Source organism: Enterobacter sp. JBIWA005 (assembly GCF_019968805.1).
Classification (GTDB): Bacteria; Pseudomonadota; Gammaproteobacteria; order Enterobacterales; family Enterobacteriaceae; genus Enterobacter; species Enterobacter vonholyi.
Genome location: NZ_CP074159.1, coordinates 4509699 through 4527052, shown reverse-complemented (window position 1 = coordinate 4527052; position 17354 = coordinate 4509699). Strand labels below are relative to the sequence as shown.

The following is a 17354-nucleotide window of genomic DNA, read 5'->3' as shown; positions in this document are numbered from 1 at the left end:
GTTAAACACGATTTCTCCACTTTATCATTAGCCGGTAAATCTGCGCCCGGCTTTCTGCTACAATCCACACCCCGTTCGAAGATTGAGCAACACTCCCATGCGTTTAAACCCTGGACAACAACAAGCGGTCGAATTCGTTACTGGACCATGCCTGGTGCTGGCAGGGGCCGGTTCGGGTAAAACCCGTGTGATCACCAACAAGATCGCCCATCTGATCCGCAACTGCGGGTATCAGGCGCGACACATTGCGGCGGTCACCTTTACCAATAAAGCGGCGCGTGAGATGAAAGAGCGCGTCGGTCAGACGCTTGGCCGTAAAGAAGCGCGCGGCCTGATGATCTCCACCTTCCACACGCTGGGGCTGGATATCATCAAACGCGAGTATGCGGCGCTGGGAATGAAGTCCAACTTCTCCCTCTTCGATGACACTGACCAGGTGGCGTTGCTCAAAGAGCTCACCGAGGGGCTGATCGAAGATGACAAAGTGCTGTTGCAGCAGCTGATCTCGACGATCTCGAACTGGAAAAACGATCTGATGACCCCGGCCCAGGCCGCGGCGATCGCCAAAGGCGAACGGGATCGGATCTTCGCCCACTGCTACGGTCTGTACGATGCGCATATGAAAGCGTGCAACGTGCTGGACTTTGACGACCTGATCCTGCTGCCCACGCTGCTGCTGCAGCGCAATGAAGAGGTGCGCGAGCGCTGGCAGAATAAAATCCGCTACCTGCTGGTGGATGAATATCAGGACACTAACACCAGTCAGTACGAGCTGGTTAAGCTGCTGGTGGGGAATCGGGCGCGTTTCACCGTGGTAGGCGACGACGATCAGTCAATTTACTCCTGGCGCGGCGCGCGTCCGCAAAACCTGGTGCTGCTGAGCAAAGATTTCCCGGCGCTGCAGGTGATTAAGCTCGAGCAGAACTACCGCTCCTCCGGGCGTATCCTGAAGGCAGCAAACATCCTGATTGCCAATAACCCGCACGTATTTGAGAAGCGTCTCTTCTCTGAACTGGGCTATGGAACGGAGCTGAAAGTGCTCAGCGCCAACAATGAGGATCATGAAGCGGAGCGCGTCACGGGCGAGCTCATCGCTCACCACTTCGTCAACAAAACAGAATATAAGGATTACGCGATCCTCTATCGCGGTAACCACCAGTCGCGCGTCTTTGAAAAGATGCTGATGCAGAACCGCATTCCGTACAAAATCTCGGGCGGTACGTCGTTCTTCTCACGGCCAGAGATCAAAGACCTGCTGGCTTATCTGCGCGTGCTCACTAACCCGGATGACGACAGCGCGTTTCTGCGTATTGTGAATACGCCAAAACGCGAGATAGGCCCGGCGACGCTGCAAAAGCTCGGCGAGTGGGCGATGACCCGCAACAAAAGTATGTTTACTGCCAGCTTTGACATGGGGCTGAGCCAGACGTTAACCGGGCGTGGCTATGACTCGTTAACCCGCTTCACCCACTGGCTCGGCGAAGTACAGCGTCTCGCGGAGCGCGAGCCGGTGGCGGCAGTGCGCGATCTCATTCACGGCATCGACTATGAGTCCTGGCTGTATGAAACCTCAGCCAGCCCGAAGGCGGCTGAGATGCGCATGAAGAACGTTAACCAGCTTTTCAGCTGGATGACCGAAATGCTGGAGGGCTCTGAAATCGACGAGCCTATGACCCTGACGCAGGTCGTCACCCGCTTTACCCTGCGCGACATGATGGAGCGCGGCGAGAGCGAAGAAGAGGCCGATCAGGTTCAGCTCATGACGCTGCATGCGTCAAAAGGGCTGGAGTTCCCGTATGTCTATCTGGTTGGTATGGAAGAGGGATTGTTGCCGCACCAGAGCAGCATTGATGAAGATAACGTCGATGAGGAGCGCCGCCTGGCCTACGTGGGGATCACCCGCGCGCAGAAAGAGCTAACGTTCACGCTGTGTAAAGAGCGCCGCCAGTATGGCGAACTCGTCCGCCCGGAGCCGAGTCGTTTCCTGCTGGAGCTGCCGCAGGATGACCTGATTTGGGAACAGGAGCGCAAAGTGATTACCGCGGAAGAGCGGATGCACAAGGGGCAGGCTAACGTGGCGAACATTCGCGCCATGCTGGCAAAAGCCAAAGAGAAAGGATAATCATGAGTAGCCGGGTAAGGCGAAGCCGCTACCCGGCAATGTTCAGCGTATTACTTTACTTCCAGCACCCAGTGCACATAGCTCTGCCACTGGCACTCCTGCTCGATCATCTCGGCCCCTAACGGGTGACGATCAATCCAGTTCTCCGGCAGCGTCAGCGAAAGCTTCTCGTCATCGGCCACAAGATTAATGGCTGGCAGCAAATCATCGCGGCGGCGGCTGGCAAACAGGATCGCCAGACGAAGCAGGCGGCACAGATGCTCGGCCACGCGCGGCGGTACGGCGTTTTGCTGATGCAAAGAGGAGAGATCGACGGCGTTGGTCTGGTTCAGCAGCAGCGTTGCCAGCAATTTTTTCTGCGCGGGCGTATAGCCCGGTAAATCCAGGTTTCGAACCAGATACGCTGCATGAGCCGGTGCCTGCTTAAAATCAATGCTCAGCCCCACTTCATGTAGCGCACAGGCGCTCAGCAGTAAATCCCGGCTCAGATGGTCAAGATCCCAGACGTTAGCGACCTGATCGGCGAAGCGTGACGCCAGCTGCGATACGCGTCCTGCCTGATCGATATCAACCAGAAAACGACGCTGAACGTTGCGCAGAGTACGGCTGCGGATGTCCTGATCGACCGACAGATGCAACATCCCATAGACCAGGCCTTCGCGCAGCGCGCCGCCGGCCAGGGTCATACACTGGATGTTCAGCTCGGTGAAAATGGCGATAAGAATAGCCAGCCCGCTCGGGAAGACCAGCGCGCGTTCGAGCGTCAGGCCTTCAATTTCCAGCTCTTCCAGGCGTCCGCACTGAATGGCGCGCTGTTTCAACTGCTGAAGCTTAGCAAGCGTAATCCGCTCGTCCATTCCCTGCGCCATCATGATTTCCTGCAGGGCCTGCACGGTCCCGGACGCACCCACGCAGACTTTCCAGCCGTGATAGCGCAGTTCATCCATGACCGGGCGTAATACCTCGCGCGCGGCGTTTTCCGCCTCGTCGAAGTTCTCTTTACCCAGATTACGATCGGTAAAGTAGCGCTCAAGCCAGGTCACGCAGCCCATCGAGAGGCTGAACAGCGACGTTGCCTGCGCGCCGGTGCCGGTCACAAGCTCGGTACTGGCACCGCCGATATCCACCACTAGGCGGCGATCGTCACCCCCCGTGGTGTGTGCAACTCCCTGATAAATCAGACGAGCTTCTTCTTCACCGCTGATAACCTGAACCGGGCAACCGAGGATTTCCTGCGCTCTGGCAATAAAATCAACGGCGTTAACCGCCAGGCGAAGTGTCGCAGTGGCGACGACGGTGATTTGGGCATGCGGGATATCCTGCAGACGCTCGGCAAAGAGTCGCAGACACTGCCAGCCACGTTCCATGGCTTCAGGTGAGAGGTGGTTATCGCTGCTCAGGCCCGCCGCGAGGCGGACCTTGCGCTTGATGCGCGTCAGCGTTTGTATGCTTCCCGCCACCTCGCGCACAACCAGCATATGAAAACTATTCGAACCGAGATCAATTGCCGCATAAAGCGAGGTGGAGCTGAGCATATTTTCTTAACCTGAACGACGACGATTACGCGGTGCGCCGCCTGAACGACGCGGACCATTGCCGGAGCGTGGGCGGGTTAGACGCTTAGGCGGCGGCAGTTCGCTTAACAGCGCTTCCGGATTGTATTTGCTCTGCGGGATAGAGTGACCGATATAAGTCTCAATGGCTGGGAGATTCAGCGCATACTCTTCACATGCAAGGCTAATAGAGTGTCCGCTTGCGCCCGCGCGACCGGTACGACCGATACGGTGTACGTAGTCTTCGCAGTCGTCTGGCAGATCGTAGTTAAAGACATGCGTCACGGCTGGAATGTGTAAACCACGTGCCGCCACGTCGGTTGCGACCAGAATATCGAGATCGCCACGGGTGAACTCTTCCAAAATACGCAGGCGTTTTTTCTGTGCGACGTCGCCGGTCAACAGGCCAACACGGTGACCGTCTGCAGCCAGATGGCCCCAGATGTCTTCACAACGATGTTTGGTGTTCGCAAAGATGATGGCGCGATCTGGCCACTCTTCTTCAATCAGCGTTTGCAGCAGACGCATTTTCTCTTCATTCGAAGGATAGAAGAGCTCTTCTTTAATGCGGTGACCCGTTTTCTGCTCAGGTTCCACTTCAACATATTCGGCGTTGTTCATCTGTTCGAACGCCAGTTCGCGTACGCGGTATGAGAGGGTTGCAGAGAACAGCATATTCAGACGCTGATTGGCCGGAGGCATACGGCGGAACAGCCAGCGAATGTCTTTAATGAAGCCGAGATCGTACATGCGGTCTGCTTCATCGAGCACCACAACCTGGATGGCACCGAGGTTAATGTGGTTCTGTTTGGCGTAATCGATAAGACGGCCGGTGGTACCGATCAGGATATCCACACCGCTTTCGAGCACTTTCAACTGTTTATCGTAGCCGTCGCCGCCGTAGGCCAGGCCTATCTTCAGGCCCGTAGCCTGCGCCAGGGGTTCAGCGTCTGCGTGGATCTGTACCGCCAGTTCTCGCGTCGGGGCCATAATTAGCGCGCGCGGCTGGTTAACTTTGCGGTCTGCAATCGCTGGGTGAGAAAGTAAATAATGAAACGTTGACGTTAAAAACGCCATCGTTTTGCCGGTACCGGTTTGCGCCTGCCCGGCAACATCGCGACCGGCCAGCGTCAGCGGCAGCGCGAGGGCCTGAATGGGCGTGCAGTTATGAAACCCTTTATTTTCAAGGGCTTCAATCACCTTCGGGTGCAGCGCGAAGTCGGAAAACTTCTGTTCTGTTAAATGTGTTTTGCTCATAGTGTGGTAGAATATCAGCTTACTATTGCTTTACGAAAGCGTATCCGGTGAAATAAAGTCAACCTTTAGTTGGTTAATGCGACATCAACACGTCGTTGGTGGAGACAAAACCAACGTACCAGGCTTATTCCTGTGGAGTTATATATGAGCGATAAAATTATTCACCTGACTGACGACAGTTTTGACACGGACGTACTTAAGGCTGACGGGCTGATCCTCGTCGATTTCTGGGCTGAATGGTGTGGTCCTTGCAAAATGATCGCCCCGATTCTGGATGAGATCGCCGACGAATATCAGGGCAAACTGACCGTTGCCAAGCTGAACATCGACCAGAACCCGGGCACCGCACCAAAATACGGTATCCGTGGCATCCCAACCCTTCTGCTGTTCAAAAACGGCGAAGTGGCAGCGACCAAAGTGGGTGCGCTGTCCAAAGGTCAACTGAAAGAGTTCCTGGACGCTAACCTGGCGTAAGGTTTCTCCGCTGTGCGTTCAGAGCTCCTGCCTAAATGATGTGGAACTCTGGACGCCCGGCTGAAGTCGTGCTAAGTTAGCTATGACTTCGTTTTAAACATATCTTGTTGTTTGAATCTTGTTTTACCCGATACTTCCCGTTGTTGACATGAACAGTGCGTGAAGTGGCTAAATTCCGGGCTTGTCGCTCAATCCGTCTTGTCGTTTCAGTTCTGCGTTCTTTCCCTGTGACCAGACAGCGAACAGACATGAGTTGATGGCCGCTAAACAGGCATGGATGACCCTGCCATACCATTCACAACATTAAGTTCGAGAATCACCCCGAGTTTAAGAACCCACACCATTATGAATCTTACCGAATTAAAGAATACGCCGGTTTCTGAGCTGATCACTCTCGGCGAAAATATGGGGCTGGAAAACCAGGCTCGTATGCGCAAGCAGGACATCATTTTCGCCATCCTGAAGCAGCACGCTAAGAGTGGCGAAGATATCTTTGGCGACGGTGTGCTGGAGATATTGCAAGACGGATTTGGTTTCCTCCGCTCTGCAGACAGCTCCTACCTCGCCGGCCCTGACGACATCTACGTATCCCCCAGCCAAATCCGCCGTTTCAACCTCCGCACTGGTGACACCATTTCAGGTAAGATTCGTCCTCCTAAAGAGGGTGAACGCTACTTTGCGCTGTTGAAAGTCAATGAAGTTAACTTCGACAAACCGGAAAACTCGCGTAATAAGATCCTCTTTGAGAACTTAACGCCGCTGCACGCGAACTCTCGCCTGCGCATGGAGCGTGGTAACGGTTCTACTGAAGACTTAACCGCGCGTGTACTGGATCTGGCATCACCAATTGGTCGTGGCCAGCGTGGTCTGATTGTGGCGCCGCCAAAAGCGGGTAAAACCATGCTGCTGCAGAACATCGCTCAGAGCATCGCCTATAACCACCCAGACTGCGTGCTGATGGTGCTGCTGATTGACGAACGTCCGGAAGAAGTGACCGAGATGCAGCGTCTGGTTAAAGGTGAAGTGGTTGCTTCTACCTTCGACGAACCGGCATCTCGCCACGTTCAGGTTGCGGAAATGGTTATCGAGAAGGCGAAACGCCTGGTTGAGCACAAGAAAGACGTGATCATCCTGCTCGACTCCATCACTCGTCTGGCGCGTGCCTACAACACCGTGGTGCCGGCGTCCGGTAAAGTCCTGACCGGTGGTGTGGATGCTAACGCCCTGCATCGCCCAAAACGCTTCTTCGGTGCAGCACGTAACGTGGAAGAGGGCGGCAGCCTGACCATCATTGCGACGGCGCTGATCGATACCGGTTCTAAAATGGACGAAGTGATTTACGAAGAATTTAAAGGTACAGGCAACATGGAACTGCATCTTTCTCGTAAAATCGCTGAAAAACGCGTCTTCCCGGCTATCGACTACAACCGTTCCGGTACTCGTAAAGAAGAGCTGCTCACCACCCAGGAAGAGCTGCAGAAAATGTGGATCCTGCGTAAAATCATCCATCCAATGGGTGAAATCGACGCAATGGAGTTCCTCATTAACAAACTGGCGATGACCAAAACCAACGACGATTTCTTTGACATGATGAAACGCTCGTAACGCAAATAAAGCCAGCAAACGCCACGTTTTTACGTGGCGTTTTTCTTTTATGGACTATACGCTAGTACCATCTACTCCCAATTTTGACCGGTCGGTGCGACAATAGGGCCGTTTCTGCAGCCAAAGAAATAATTGATTGAAAAATATACAAAGGGAGTTGTAAGAAGCCATCTTTATTACTTCTGAGGCTGTGGCTTCATGGTTATACTTCCGGGACTAACATTTGTTGAGAGCAATCCATTGTGAATCTATTCACCGCCGTTACTGAACTGATCAGTATTTTTTTATTCACAACCTGTTTTTTGTTCATTGCGCGCAAGGTGGCAAAACGAATAGGGTTGGTGGATAAGCCTAATTTTCGTAAACGCCATCAGGGACTTATTCCTTTAGTCGGCGGGATTTCTGTTTACGCAGGGATTTGCTTCACGTTTGGTATTGCTGACTATTATATCCCGCATGCCGCCCTCTATATTGCCTGCGCCGGTGTCCTGGTGTTAGTCGGGGCTCTTGATGACCGCTTCGATATCGCGGTGAAAATACGCGCCACCGTTCAGGCGGCCATTGGCGTGGTGATGATGGTTGTCGGCGGACTGTATCTGCGTAGCCTCGGCTATGTGTTTGGCCCGTGGGAGTTAGTTCTGGGTCCATTTGGCTTCTTCCTGACGCTCTTTGCCGTCTGGGCGGCAATCAATGCTTTCAACATGGTAGACGGCATTGACGGCCTGCTCGGTGGACTGTCATCCGTTTCTTTCGCCGCTATTGGCATTATCTTATGGTTTGATGGCCAGTACAGCCTGGCAATGTGGTGTTTTGCCATGATTGCCGCCATTCTGCCTTATATCCTCTTAAACCTCGGCGTGCTGGGCCGTCGCTATAAAGTCTTTATGGGGGACGCGGGCAGTACGCTGATTGGTTTTACGGTTATCTGGATCCTGCTTGAAACCACGCAGGGTCAAACCCACCCGATAAGTCCGGTAACCGCGCTGTGGATTATTGCCATTCCATTGATGGATATGGTGGCGATTATGTATCGCCGCCTGCGCAAAGGGATGAGTCCTTTCTCTCCAGACCGCCAACACATTCATCATCTCATCATGCGTGCGGGTTTTACTTCTCGTCAGGCGTTTGTGCTGATTACTCTGGCCGCTGCTATTTTGGCCGCAATTGGCGTAGCTGCAGAATATTCTCATATCATTCCTGAGTGGGTTATGTTGGCATTATTCTTGCTAGCATTTTTCCTGTACGGCTACTGCATTAAGCGCGCATGGAAAGTAGCGCGGTTCATAAAACGTATTAAACGCCGGATGCGTCGTAACAGTGGCAAAAACACAACATTAACTAAGTAAAACCGGGACTATGATGACTCAACCGTTGGCGGGAGCGAAATCAGTGGTAACTGAGAATGAACTGGATATTCGGGGTTTGTTTCGCGTGTTATGGGCAGGCAAACTTTGGATTGCGGGGATCGCGCTGGGTTTTGCACTGTTAGCGCTGGCCTATACGTTCTTTGCAAAACAAGAATGGAGCTCCACGGCAATCACGGACAAACCAACGGTTAACATGCTTGGGGGATACTATTCCCAGCAGCAATTCCTGCGAAACCTGGATATCAAAGCCAACCTCGCCACGCCAGATCAGGTCTCCGTTATGGATGAGGCTTATAAAGAGTTTGTGATGCAACTGGCTTCGTGGGATACGCGCCGCGACTTCTGGTCTCAGACGGATTATTACAAGCAGCGTCGGGTTGATAACACTAAAGCCGATGCCGCTCTGCTGGACGATCTGATTAACAATATTCAGTTTATGCCGGGCGATGCGCTGCGTAACGTGAACGACAGCGTCAAACTGATTGCAGAAACCGCGCCGGATGCTAACAACCTGTTGCGTCAGTATGTCGCGTTTGCCAGCCAGCGTGCCGCAAGCCATCTTAACGAAGAGCTTAAAGGCGCCTGGGCGGCTCGTACAATCCAGATGAAAGCACAGGTGAAACGTCAGGAAGAGGTGGCTAAAGCCATTTTCGCTCGTCGTGTTCATAATATTGAGCAGGCGCTGAAAATTGCGGAACAGCACAATATTTCCCGCACTGAGACGGACGTGCCGGCTGATGAGCTGCCTGATTCAGAGATGTTCCTCCTTGGCCGCCCCATGCTGCAGGCGCGCCTGGAAAACCTCCAGGCCGTCGGTCCTGATTTTGACCTCGATTACGATCAAAATCGCGCGATGCTCAACACGCTTAATGTAGGTCCTTCTCTGGACCCGCGTTTTCAGACCTATCGTTATTTGCGAACGCCTGAAGAACCTGTAAAACGCGATAGTCCGCGTCGTGCATTCCTGATGATTATGTGGGGGATTGTAGGCGCACTGACGGGCGCTGGCGTGGCGTTAACGCGTCGTCGCAAAAACTAAGAACGCCGTCTACGATGAAGGCTGCGGCCTTCATCGCCTAATCGAAGAGAATCGATGTGAAAGTACTAACCGTATTTGGCACCAGGCCGGAGGCCATTAAGATGGCACCTCTGGTTCATGCGCTGGCCAGCGATCCGGATATTGAAGCAAAAGTCTGCGTCACGGCCCAGCACCGTGAGATGCTCGACCAGGTCTTAACGCTCTTTTCCATCGTCCCGGATTACGACCTCAATATTATGAAACCGGGGCAAGGTTTAACGGAGATAACCTGTCGCATTCTGCAAGAGCTTAAGCCGATCCTGGAGTCATTCAAGCCTGACGTGGTGCTGGTACACGGTGACACCACCACTACCGTGGCGACAAGCCTGGCCGCGTTTTACCAGCGCATTCCTGTGGGGCATGTTGAGGCGGGTTTGCGTACCGGCAATCTTTATTCGCCGTGGCCGGAGGAGGCCAACCGCACGTTAACGGGCCATCTGGCGATGTACCACTTTGCGCCGACGGAAAATTCTCGTCAGAACCTGCTGCGTGAAAATATCGCCGATAACAAAATCTTTGTGACCGGCAATACGGTCATTGATGCATTAATTTGGGTGCGTGACCGCGTTCTGGCAAATAGCGATCTTCAGAAAGACCTCGCTGCCCGCTATCCATTCCTGCACAACGGCAAAAAAACCATCCTGGTCACCGGCCACCGTCGCGAAAGCTTTGGCCGGGGTTTTGAGCAAATCTGTCACGCGCTGGCTGAAATCGCTGCGCAAAATGACGATGTGCAAATTGTCTATCCGGTCCATCTCAATCCTAACGTCAGCGAGCCGGTCAACCGCATTCTGGGCCATGTCGACAATGTTCTACTGATTGAACCGCAGGACTACATGCCGTTTGTCTGGCTAATGAATCACGCCTGGCTGATCCTCACCGATTCCGGCGGCATTCAGGAAGAAGCGCCCTCTCTCGGCAAGCCGGTACTGGTGATGCGTGAAACGACCGAACGTCCGGAAGCCGTCAAAGCCGGTACGGTGCGTCTGGTCGGCACCAACGCGCAGCTCATCGTCGAAGAGGTCACGCGCCTGCTGCATGACGATGAAGCGTATCAGGCGATGAGCCGGGCCCATAATCCGTATGGAGACGGGCAGGCTTGTGGCCGTATTTTGCATGCACTTAAACACAATCGGGTATCGCTATGAGTTTTACTACCATCTCTGTCATTGGTCTTGGCTACATTGGCTTGCCTACTGCGGCCGCGTTTGCCTCTCGTCAAAAACAGGTTGTCGGTGTGGATATTAACGCCCGCGCGGTAGAAACCATTAACCGTGGCGAAATTCATATTGTGGAACCCGATCTGGATCGTGTGGTGAAAGAGGCGGTGGAAGGAGGCTTCCTGCATGCCAGCACGAAGCCCGTTGAAGCGGATGCCTATCTAATTGCAGTCCCAACCCCCTTTAAAGGCGACCACGAGCCCGACATGGCGTTCGTCGAGGCGGCGGCAAAATCAATCGCGCCTGTGCTGAAAAAAGGGGCGTTGGTAATCCTCGAGTCCACGTCTCCGGTGGGGGCGACTGAACAGATGTCGCAGTGGCTGGCCGAGGCCCGTCCAGACCTGAGCTTCCCACAGCAGGTTGGCGAGCAGGCGGATATCAACATCGCCTACTGCCCGGAGCGCGTACTCCCGGGCCAGGTCATGGTCGAACTGATTAAAAACGACCGCGTCATTGGCGGTATGACGCCAGTCTGTTCCGAACGTGCCAGCGCGCTGTATAAGATTTTCCTGGAAGGCGAGTGCGTGGTGACAAACTCCCGCACCGCCGAGATGTGCAAGCTCACGGAAAACAGCTTCCGTGACGTTAATATCGCCTTTGCGAACGAACTTTCACTTATCTGCGCCGATCAGGGAATTAACGTCTGGGAGCTGATTAGCCTGGCGAATCGCCATCCGCGTGTGAATATTCTCCAGCCAGGCCCGGGGGTGGGCGGACACTGTATTGCCGTCGACCCGTGGTTTATCGTGGCGCAGAATCCAGCGCAGGCGCGCCTGATTCGCACCGCGCGTGAAGTGAACGACAGCAAACCTCACTGGGTGCTCAATCAGGTCAAAACCACTGTAGCGGATTGTCTGGCAGAGAGCGGCAAGCGCGCTAGCGAGCTGAAAATTGCCTGCTTTGGTCTGGCATTTAAACCCAACATTGACGATCTGCGTGAAAGCCCGGCGATGGAAATTGTTGAGATGATTGCCGAATGGCACAAGGGTGAAACGCTGGTGGTTGAGCCGAATATCCATGAATTGCCGACAAAACTGGCGGGGCACTGCACGCTGACGGCGCTGGATGAAGCGCTTGCGACGGCGGACGTGCTGGTGCTGCTGGTGGATCACAAAGAGTTTAAAGCGACATCCGCTGATGCGGTGCGTCAGCAGTATGTAGTTGATACCAAAGGTGTCTGGCGTTGAACAGCCTGAACGGGGTACTCGAGCCCCTGCAGTGGGAGAGTACCTTTTTCAGTCTGCCGTCGGCCATCGTGCGTCTGAGCAATGACGCGCCGGTACTGACTGTACCGGATTTTACCGCCTGGCAACGGGTGCAGGCGAAGATCCCTGCGGAGCGTGCCGATCTGCTTGACGCGCTCCAGCAACACGGCTTTCAGCTGGTTGAAGGCGAGGTCGATCTTTCCATTACCCTCACCCGGCACGATGCGTCAGGCGCGGAAATTGCAACGGATCAGGACATCCCCGTGCTGCGTCAGATGGCGACCCAAGCGTTTGCGCAGAGCCGCTTTCGTGCGCCCTGGTATGCACCTGACGATAGCGGGCGTTTCTATGCCCAGTGGGTAGAGAATGCGGTTAAAGGCACCTTTGACCACGTCTGCCTGGTTTTCCGTGCAGGAGACGGTCAAATCAAGGGGTTCGTCTCGCTGCGTAAGCTCAACGAGCGCGAGGCGCGTATTGGCTTATTAGCCGGGCGCGGCATGGGTGAAAAACTCATGCAGGCGGCGCTGCACTGGTCGCAACAGCAACAGCTAGTGACGCTGCGGGTAGCGACCCAACTGGGCAACACCGCGGCGCTTAAACGTTATATTGCGAGTGGTGCCAACATCGACGCCACCGCCTACTGGTTATACAGGTGACAAGATGATTCCATTTAACGCACCACCCGTTGTCGGAACTGAACTCGACTATATGCAGTCTGCTATGGGCAGCGGCAAACTCTGCGGTGACGGCGGTTTCACCCGGCGCTGTCAGCAGTGGATGGAACAGCGTTTTCGCAGCGCCAAAGTGCTGCTGACCCCGTCCTGTACGGCATCGCTGGAAATGGCGGCACTGTTGCTGGATATCCAGCCTGGTGATGAAGTGATTATGCCGAGCTATACCTTCGTTTCCACTGCGAACGCTTTTGTCCTGCGCGGGGCGAAAATTGTCTTTGTGGATATCCGCCCGGATACCATGAATATTGATGAGACGCTGATTGAAGCGGCGATCACTGACAAAACGCGCGCGATCGTGCCGGTTCACTACGCGGGCGTGGCCTGTGAAATGGACACCATCATGGCCATCGCCAAAAAACATAATCTGTTCGTGGTGGAAGATGCCGCGCAGGGCGTGATGTCCACCTACAAGGGACGCGCGCTGGGCACTATCGGCCACATTGGCTGCTTTAGCTTCCACGAAACCAAAAACTACACGGCGGGCGGAGAAGGTGGCGCGACGCTGATTAACGACCGGGCTCTCGTGGAGCGTGCAGAAGTGATCCGCGAAAAAGGCACTAACCGCAGCCAGTTCTTCCGGGGTCAGGTAGACAAATACACCTGGCGCGATATCGGCTCCAGCTATTTGATGGCGGATCTGCAGGCTGCGTACCTGTGGGCGCAGCTGGAAGCGGCGGAGCGTATCAACCTTCAGCGTCTTTCCCTGTGGCAAACCTATTACGATGCGCTTGAGCCTCTGGCAAAAGCCGGGCGTATTGAACTGCCAACCATCCCGGCAGATTGCGTCCACAACGCGCATATGTTCTACATCAAGCTGCGCGATAACGACGACCGCAGCGAGCTCATCGCCTGGCTGAAAGAGGCCGAAATTATGGCGGTGTTCCACTATATCCCGCTGCACTCCAGTCCGGCCGGAGAAGCGTTTGGCACGTTTGCGGGTGAAGACCGCTACACCACTAAAGAAAGTGAGCGTTTGCTTCGCCTGCCACTGTTCTACAACCTCGCGCCCGTTAACCAGCGTACGGTGATTAATACCCTTCTGAGTTATTTCGGCTGATATGTCTCTGGCAAAAGCATCGGTGTGGACCGCCGCGTCCACGCTTGTAAAAATTGGCGCCGGGCTGCTGGTCGTCAAGCTGCTGGCTGTCTCATTTGGCCCCTCTGGCGTGGGGCTGGCGGGTAATTTCCGCCAGCTTGTCACCGTCCTTGGGGTGCTGGCCGGTGCCGGTATCTTCAACGGCGTGACCAAATACGTTGCGCAGTATCACGATGATGCGGCTCAGCTGCGCAGAGTGGTGGGCACCTCTTCGGCTATGGTCACGGGTTTTTCAACCCTGATGGCGATTGTCTTTCTGCTGGCGGCGGCACCCATCAGCCAGGGATTGTTCGGGCACACCCATTACCAGGGGCTGGTGCGTCTGGTCGCATTGGTTCAGATGGGGATTGCCTGGGCTAACCTGCTGCTGGCGCTGATGAAAGGGTTTCGTGATGCTGCCGGAAACGCGCTTGCGTTAATCCTGGGCAGCGTCATCGGCGTGATTGCCTATTACTTTTGCTATCGCCTGGGCGGCTATGAAGGCGCACTGCTGGGGCTTGCGCTGGTCCCGGCGCTGGTGGTTGTGCCTGCGGCATTTATGCTGATGCGCCGGGGCGTCATCCCTCTTAGCTACCTGAAACCGCAATGGGACAAGGTCCTTGCCAGCCAGCTGGGTAAATTTACCCTGATGGCGCTCATTACCTCCGTCACGCTGCCGGTGGCCTACGTGATGATGCGAAACCTGCTGGCAGCGCATTATAGCTGGGATGAGGTCGGGATCTGGCAGGGCGTAAGCAGTATTTCCGACGCCTATCTCCAGTTTATTACAGCTTCCTTTAGCGTTTACCTGCTGCCAACCTTATCGCGACTGACGTCCAGACAGGAAATAACGCGCGAGATTTTCCGATCGCTGCGCTTTGTGTTACCGGCCGTCGCGGCTGCCAGCTTTACCGTCTGGCTACTGCGCGATGTCGCCATCTGGCTGCTGTTCTCGGCGAAATTCATCGCCATGCGCGATCTCTTTGCCTGGCAGCTGGTGGGGGATGTGCTGAAAGTGGGTGCATACGTTTTCGGCTACCTGGTGATTGCAAAAGCGTCCCTGCGGCTGTATATCCTGGCGGAAATTAGCCAGTTTGCGTTACTGACAGCATTTTCGCACTGGCTGATACCCATGCACGGCGCGCTGGGGGCGGCTCAGGCTTACATGGCAACCTATATCGTTTATTTCGCTGCCTGTTGCGGCGTATTTTTATTGTGGCGTAAACGCGCATGACTGCACTGATTCACATCCTGGGATCGGACATCCCACACCATAACCAGACCGTTTTGCGGTTTTTCAACGACGAGCTGGCATCGGGTAATCCAGATGCGCGTGAGTTTATGGTTGCAGGTCAGGATAAGGGCCTGAGCGAGGCGTTTCCGGCGCTGACGATTCGCTTCTGGCCGGATAAGGCCACGCTGGCGAAGGCGGTTGTTGCCAAAGCGAAAGCCGACCGCGAGCAACGATTCTTCTTCCACGGACAGTTTAATACCGGGCTATGGCTGGCGCTTCTCAGCGGGGGGATTAAACCCTCCCAGTGCAGCTGGCATATCTGGGGAGCCGATCTTTACGAAGTCTCCCGAGGCTGGAAATTCCGTCTTTTCTATCCGTTGCGCCGCATGGCGCAGGGGCGCGTGGGCTGCGTTTTTGCTACCCGCGGCGATCTCAACTATTTTGCTAAACAGCACCCCAACGTGCGCGGCGAGCTGCTTTATTTCCCCACCCGCATGGATCCGGCGCTTAACGCCATGGCGAATGACACGGTGCGTGAAGGCAAACTAACGATCCTGGTGGGGAATTCCGGCGATCGCAGTAACGAACACGTCGCGGCACTCAGGGCGGTGCATCAGCAGTTCGGCGACACGGTGAACGTGGTGGTGCCGATGGGCTATCCCGCCAATAACGACGCTTACATAGATGAGGTTCGCCGACAGGGGCTTGCGCTGTTTAGCGCAGAAAATCTGCACATTCTCAGCGATAAGCTGGAATTTGAGGAATATCTCGCGCTGCTGAGAAAATGCGATCTCGGCTATTTCATCTTTGCCCGACAGCAGGGGATTGGCACGCTATGTCTGCTGATTCAGGCGGGGGTACCGTGCGTGCTAAACCGCGAGAACCCGTTCTGGCAGGACATGGCCGAGCAGCATATTCCCGTGCTGTTTACCTCAGACACGCTGAACGTCGAGGTGGTACGGGAAGCCCAACGCCAGCTCACGCTGGTGGATAAAAATAGCATTGATTTTTTCAGCCCGAATTATCTCACGCCGTGGCACCGCGCGCTGCGTATCGCTTCAGGAGACAAAGTATGAGTCAGTTGCAATTCAGCGGCTTACTGATTGTCTGGCTTCTGAGCACCCTGTTTATCGCCACGCTTACCTGGTTTGAATTCCGCCGGGTGCGCTTCAACTTTAACGTGTTCTTCTCGTTACTGTTTCTGCTGACCTTTTTTTTCGGCTTCCCGCTAACCAGCATTCTGGTGTTCCGTTTTGACGTGAGCGTCGCACCGCCGGAAATCCTGCTCCAGGCGCTTCTGGCGGCAACCTGCTTCTATGCCGTCTACTACGTCACCTATAAAACGCGTCTGCGTTCAGCGCAGGCTGCTGCCCCGCGTCGGCCGCTTTTTACCATGAATCGGGTGGAGACCCACCTGACGTGGGTGATGCTGATGACCATCGCCCTGGTCAGCGTCGGTATCTTCTTCATGCATAACGGCTTCCTGCTGTTTAAGCTCCACTCCTACAGCCAGATTTTTTCAGCCGAAGTCTCGGGCGTTGCGCTTAAGCGTTTCTTCTACTTCTTCATCCCGGCGATGCTGGTGGTCTTTTTCCTGCGCCAGGACAGCAAAGCGTGGCTATTCTTCCTGGTTAGCACCGTCGCGTTTGGCATCCTGACCTATATGATCGTGGGCGGCACGCGCGCGAACATCATCATCGCCTTCGCGATCTTCCTGTTTATCGGCATTATCCGCGGCTGGATCTCGCTCTGGATGCTGGTTGCAGCAGGCGCGTTTGGCATTGTGGGTATGTTCTGGCTGGCGCTAAAGCGCTATGGAATGAACGTGGCGGGAGATGAGGCGTTTTACACGTTCCTTTACCTGACGCGCGATACCTTCTCGCCGTGGGAAAACCTGGCATTGCTGCTGCAAAACTACGACAAGATTGATTTCCAGGGGTTGGCGCCGATTGTTCGCGACTTCTACGTATTTATCCCTTCCTGGCTATGGCCGGACCGGCCTGGCGTGGTGCTTAACACGGCAAATTACTTTACCTGGGAAGTGCTGAACAACCATTCTGGTCTGGCAATCTCGCCAACGCTGATTGGTTCCCTGGTGGTGATGGGAGGAGCGTGGTTCATTCTCCCCGGGGCGGTTGCCGTGGGGCTGATAATCAAGTGGTTCGACTGGCTTTACGTGCGTGGCAACGAAGAGAACAACCGCTATAAGGCCGCCATTTTGCACAGTTTCTGCTTTGGTGCCATTTTCAATATGATCGTTCTGGCGCGCGAAGGGCTGGACTCGTTCGTTTCGCGCGTGGTGTTCTTCATGGTTGTTTTCGGCCTCTGCCTGTTACTGGCCAAACTGCTGTACTGGCTGTTTGACAGCGCAGGGCTTGTGCACAGGCGCGAGCGGCAGGGCAGCACAACGCTGTCGCAAGTCTGAGTAAG

The 17354-nt window shown here is 54.8% G+C and carries 14 protein-coding genes; 12 read left to right on the top strand and 2 right to left on the bottom strand.

All coding sequences use genetic code 11. The features are described 5' to 3' along the window. Nucleotides 1-97: 97 nt before the first annotated feature. On the top strand, nucleotides 98-2122 hold the full coding sequence (gene rep / locus KGP22_RS21550) for a DNA helicase Rep (RefSeq protein ID WP_115877002.1): 2025 nt from the start codon (nucleotides 98-100) through the stop codon (nucleotides 2120-2122). A gap of 50 nt (nucleotides 2123-2172) precedes the next feature. Here rep and gppA read toward each other — a convergent pair whose 3' ends face one another. Continuing rightward, nucleotides 2173-3657 carry a guanosine-5'-triphosphate,3'-diphosphate diphosphatase gene (gppA, locus tag KGP22_RS21545; RefSeq protein WP_115877003.1) on the bottom strand — a complete coding sequence of 495 codons (1485 nt, stop codon included), beginning with the start codon at nucleotides 3655-3657 and terminating at the stop codon, nucleotides 2173-2175. Between the two features lie 6 nt (nucleotides 3658-3663). Further along, entirely contained in the window at nucleotides 3664-4932 is a 1269-nt protein-coding gene (rhlB, locus tag KGP22_RS21540) for an ATP-dependent RNA helicase RhlB (protein ID WP_111963512.1), read from the bottom strand. A 144-nt stretch (nucleotides 4933-5076) separates the two neighbouring features. Between rhlB and trxA the strand changes: the two genes are divergently transcribed. The 11 genes from trxA (at nucleotide 5077) to wzyE (ending at nucleotide 17349) form a co-directional block, all read left to right on the top strand. Then, a complete protein-coding gene (trxA, locus tag KGP22_RS21535) occupies nucleotides 5077-5406 on the top strand; it encodes a thioredoxin TrxA (RefSeq protein ID WP_006179218.1) in 330 nt (109 codons plus the stop codon). 345 nt (nucleotides 5407-5751) lie between these two features. Then, a complete protein-coding gene (gene rho, locus KGP22_RS21530; protein ID WP_008501566.1) occupies nucleotides 5752-7011 on the top strand; it encodes a transcription termination factor Rho in 1260 nt (419 codons plus the stop codon). A gap of 242 nt (nucleotides 7012-7253) precedes the next feature. Continuing rightward, the gene (gene wecA, locus KGP22_RS21525) at nucleotides 7254-8357 is read left to right on the top strand and encodes a UDP-N-acetylglucosamine--undecaprenyl-phosphate N-acetylglucosaminephosphotransferase (RefSeq protein WP_111963514.1); all 1104 of its coding nucleotides are present in this window, start codon (nucleotides 7254-7256) and stop codon (nucleotides 8355-8357) included. A gap of 13 nt (nucleotides 8358-8370) precedes the next feature. Then, entirely contained in the window at nucleotides 8371-9417 is a 1047-nt protein-coding gene (gene wzzE, locus KGP22_RS21520; RefSeq protein WP_111963515.1) for an ECA polysaccharide chain length modulation protein, read from the top strand. 56 nt (nucleotides 9418-9473) lie between these two features. Next, the gene (wecB, locus tag KGP22_RS21515) at nucleotides 9474-10604 is read left to right on the top strand and encodes a UDP-N-acetylglucosamine 2-epimerase (non-hydrolyzing) (RefSeq protein ID WP_133295332.1); all 1131 of its coding nucleotides are present in this window, start codon (nucleotides 9474-9476) and stop codon (nucleotides 10602-10604) included. Next, complete coding sequence (gene wecC, locus KGP22_RS21510) at nucleotides 10601-11863, top strand: UDP-N-acetyl-D-mannosamine dehydrogenase (RefSeq protein ID WP_223580741.1); 1263 nt, start codon at nucleotides 10601-10603, stop codon at nucleotides 11861-11863. Before wecB ends, wecC begins: the two co-directional genes overlap by 4 nt. Further along, the gene (gene rffC / locus KGP22_RS21505; protein ID WP_223580739.1) at nucleotides 11860-12537 is read left to right on the top strand and encodes a dTDP-4-amino-4,6-dideoxy-D-galactose acyltransferase; all 678 of its coding nucleotides are present in this window, start codon (nucleotides 11860-11862) and stop codon (nucleotides 12535-12537) included. The genes wecC and rffC overlap by 4 nt, the downstream gene beginning before the upstream one ends. 4 nt (nucleotides 12538-12541) lie before the next feature. Beyond that, nucleotides 12542-13672 carry a dTDP-4-amino-4,6-dideoxygalactose transaminase gene (gene rffA, locus KGP22_RS21500; RefSeq protein WP_023309640.1) on the top strand — a complete coding sequence of 377 codons (1131 nt, stop codon included), beginning with the start codon at nucleotides 12542-12544 and terminating at the stop codon, nucleotides 13670-13672. A 1-nt stretch (nucleotide 13673) separates the two neighbouring features. After that, complete coding sequence (gene wzxE, locus KGP22_RS21495) at nucleotides 13674-14924, top strand: lipid III flippase WzxE (protein ID WP_115877008.1); 1251 nt, start codon at nucleotides 13674-13676, stop codon at nucleotides 14922-14924. Next, complete coding sequence (locus KGP22_RS21490; protein WP_143345653.1) at nucleotides 14921-16000, top strand: TDP-N-acetylfucosamine:lipid II N-acetylfucosaminyltransferase; 1080 nt, start codon at nucleotides 14921-14923, stop codon at nucleotides 15998-16000. Before wzxE ends, KGP22_RS21490 begins: the two co-directional genes overlap by 4 nt. After that, on the top strand, nucleotides 15997-17349 hold the full coding sequence (gene wzyE / locus KGP22_RS21485) for an ECA oligosaccharide polymerase (protein ID WP_223580737.1): 1353 nt from the start codon (nucleotides 15997-15999) through the stop codon (nucleotides 17347-17349). Before KGP22_RS21490 ends, wzyE begins: the two co-directional genes overlap by 4 nt. Nucleotides 17350-17354: the final 5 nt, after the last annotated feature.